The organism is Paenibacillus planticolens (assembly GCF_013141725.1).
In the GTDB taxonomy this organism is placed as follows: Bacteria; Bacillota; Bacilli; order Paenibacillales; family NBRC-103111; genus Paenibacillus_E; species Paenibacillus_E planticolens.
In genome coordinates this window covers 1-2186 of the sequence record NZ_WHNZ01000033.1, presented here as the reverse complement: position 1 = coordinate 2186, position 2186 = coordinate 1, and the positions used below count along the sequence as shown (strand labels likewise).

The window sequence follows — 2186 nt, the reverse complement described above, 5'->3', positions numbered from 1 at the left end:
TGGGGTCTTGTTGGTGCTGCTAGCTGTTGCGTTTCCGGAGCTGATGAAGCGAACGAGATGGGCCGGTCGCAAAGATACCGTATCCGGTTGATTTACTACACACATCTGCAGATGGTAATATACTTGCTTATGCTCCTCAGGCAAATGATATAACTCTTTTCAATGACACGACGACACAACAAGAGTTTACACTTCCTAGAGGCAGCTACACGTGTACGTAAATGGAAATTACACTCCCAAGTGATCTGCAAGAATAACACAAGAATCTATCAGCAAGGTTGGAGCTATAATGCGAGGTTTTAATACGAGTTTAACCTAAAGATGAAAAAGTACTCCAATCTTTGGTAGAATAGTGTTTGTCGTGAAGATGGAAGGGAGTAGGAAAAATGAATAAGCTACAAACATGGACGCTCAATCTTGTGCTGCTGCTGGGTATTTCCATTCTGATCCAGCCAGCCTCAGCACAAGCCAGCGACTTTACAGATTTAAAAGGACACTGGTCGGAAGAGGTTGTTCAGACGGCTGTGACACAGAAACTGGTGCAAGGCTACGCTGACGGAACCTTCCGTCCTGATCATGCTGTAACGCGCGCTGAGGCGGCTAGTATGCTCAGCCGTGTCACGCGGTTGACGGAGACGAGCCAACCTGGCACTTCCATTGCCGATATAGATAGCCACTGGAGCCTCGCTGAGGTGGACAAGCTGACTCGGCTTGGCTTGCTCTCCCCGGCAGATTACGCCCAAGGCTTCCAGCCGGACCTTCCGGTCACACGGTTCGAGCTTATGAAATGGATGACTACTGGGCTGGCGCAGGCAGACGCCGGTTTCCGGCAAGCGCTCGTCGACACTGCCCATACGCTGCTGCCTTCACCGGAAAGCTACCGGGGCGGCTTCACGCCGGAGCAGATTCCTTATTTGGCAGTCGCCAGAGGGGCAGGGCTGGTTAACGGATTCGAGGATGGAAGCTTGCGTCCAAACGAGACGGCCAGCCGAGCGGAGTTGGCTGCGATTCTGCTGCGGTATGAGCGGGTGGAAGGCACCCGCGCGGAGGACTATCTTGGGCTGAATGAATTGCGCGAGGTAGGCTTGACGGGAACGAATGCGACAAGCTTGACGCCCTACCATTACTTGAAGGTACCCAATAGTGAGGAGGGGAGAGCCATCCCGAAGTATATCAAGTTGATCGGGATCGGTTTGAGCAGCAAGATGGATTTTGACGGTCTGGAGCCGCTGGCGAAGCTGTCGGATACAGGGATTTATTATAATTTTCATGATGAGACGAAGCCGACGAGATTTGTAAAGCTGCGTGATCTGAACATGACGATTCGGGAGGCGGTGCTCGAAGGCCTTCAACGAGGGGACTCGATGTATCTCGGACCGGAGCACCCGAAGCAGATGTCCACAAATGATGTCAAGCTGTATTATGAGAATCGTTATATTCATGTAACTTTTGATGATGAGCTGATTCCGTATACGAGCTTCGCTAATGTTGTCGATAAGCCTGTCGCTGCAGGGGATCTGGCGGTGCTGACGATGCACCGGATGATCATAGTGGATGTGCCTCCGGCGGAAGAAGGGGCGCCGCGAAGTCTATACGCAGATTTCCTGCTTGGTGACAGAGAGCCGTGGTTGAAACGGGGGCCGGATGGGCTTTATGTGATCTTTAAGGAAGTGACGATGAAGGTTCATGATAAGCCGTTAGATATGCTGCAATTTTATAATGCTCCCGGCCATGCCCGCGGCAACGGGTTCTTTACGTTAAATCGGATTCGTCCCGAGGCTGCAGCGCGAAGCGGTCTGTTGACGATTCCAGAGTCGACTCGTTCGTTTTTTGCTCCAGGAAGCGCTAACCGGTTCTGGGCTTACAACTCAATGTCCCGAACAGCGACCGACAGCTTGATTATGAATACCGATTCCGGGGACAGTTTCTGGCTGTTCAGAGAAAATTGAGCATAAGCGGCAAATGTTTCACACGATTTGCGCTTGAAGTTTTTTTGCCTGTTGAGGTTTGCCGAGAACATCGGCGACCTTTATTACATAACCGAGTTTGGTGCCTCCCCCAGTGTAACATTACCTATTTTTTCCTTCCAGCAAGCCCTGACTTATGTCCAATCAATTACCATGTACGATTATACCGTAATGAAAATTCACTTGAGGGGAATGAGTAAACATGGGCTTAGGTTATGG

1 protein-coding gene is annotated in these 2186 nt (G+C 50.8%); it reads left to right on the top strand.

The annotated features are described in order from the left end of the window. The first annotated feature begins 386 nt into the window (after positions 1–386). A complete protein-coding gene (locus tag GC097_RS16110) occupies positions 387–1949 on the top strand; it encodes an S-layer homology domain-containing protein (protein WP_171684328.1) in 1563 nt (520 codons plus the stop codon). Positions 1950–2186 lie beyond the last annotated feature (237 nt).

Coding starts and splice junctions, on each gene's coding strand:
- GC097_RS16110 (WP_171684328.1), top strand. CDS start 387: ATGAATAAGCTACAAACATGGACGCTCAATCTTGTGCTGCTGCTGGGT.